The sequence below is a fragment of the Clostridium sp. genome (assembly GCF_032552055.1).
Lineage (GTDB): Bacteria > Bacillota > Clostridia > Clostridiales > Clostridiaceae > Clostridium.
Genome location: NZ_JAWGSV010000450.1, coordinates 1 through 1049 on the forward strand (window position 1 = coordinate 1; position 1049 = coordinate 1049).

Annotated in this window: 1 protein-coding gene and 1 pseudogene; one reads left to right on the forward strand and one right to left on the reverse strand. The window is 28.4% G+C overall.

What is annotated here, in order from left to right; all coding sequences use genetic code 11:
- Positions 1-46: 46 nt before the first annotated feature.
- Positions 47-583 (forward strand): DnaJ domain-containing protein, encoded by a 537-nt coding sequence (locus E6248_RS16340; protein WP_316341816.1) that lies wholly within the window; start codon positions 47-49, stop codon positions 581-583.
- A 190-nt stretch (positions 584-773) separates the two neighbouring features.
- On the opposite strand, the pseudogene E6248_RS16345 reads toward E6248_RS16340, so the two are convergent.
- Positions 774-1049: pseudogene (locus E6248_RS16345) on the reverse strand (methyl-accepting chemotaxis protein); the annotation flags it as partial.

Sequence of the window (1049 nt, forward strand, 5' to 3'; positions counted from 1 at the left end):
ATATTAAGTATTATGAATAAATATTTTTTAATTAATAATAAAGGATGTGAAAGTATTGGATCCATATCAAGTATTAGGTGTATCTGAAGATGCTTCAAATGAAGAGATTAAAAGAGCTTATAAAAATATCCTTAACGAATATTCGAGAGATGGGAAACCATTTAGTTCTAGACCCCTTGCTGAAAATATCTTAAATGATGCAAATATGGCATATGACGTATTAATAAATGGTGGAATTTATAAAGAAATTAGATCTTATATAGATAATAATAATATTTCTATTGCTGAAAGTAAATTAAATTTATTGGATTTACAAAATTCCGCTGAATGGAACTATTTAATGGGGTTTGTATATTTTAAAAAAGGTTGGTTTGATCAAGGTATTCAACATATTTTAAAGTCTACAGAAATTGATCCAACTAATGAAGAGTACTTAGATACTTTAGATACTCTTAGAACGCGATCTAATGAAATAGTTAATTATTATAAAAAAACTAATCAAAATACCCAACCACAAGGTAATATGAACCTTTGCGGCGGAGGTGGCGGAAATTCTGGCGGTGGAAGTGGCGGAATGTGCTAATGAGTTAAAAGTTAAGAGTTAAAAATTAATGATGAAATTCATGAAATATTTTAAAAAAATATTTCTAATATTAATATATAAAACCCTCTATTTCTTAAATAGGGGGTTTTATATAATCTGCAAAACTCCTAACGGAGCTTTTTCACTCTTAACTCTTACCTCTTCAATTTACCTTGTCCATAAGCAGTTTTTAGTAAATATTGAATATATCTAAAAGTTCATTCATACTTGCCGTTTTAGTAGCAAGACTTTGTGAACTAGTAGATAAGTTGTTTGCATTATTTTTAAGTTCTTCTGAGGATGCAAGAACTTCCTCTGCAGATGCGGCAATTTCTTCAGATAATGCAGATACCTCTTGCACTCTTTCAAGTACTACAGACTTATTTGATTCAACTTTTTCAAATGATTCATTAATATCATTTATTCTAGGATTTACACTCTTAATAGAGTTTGAAATATTATTAAA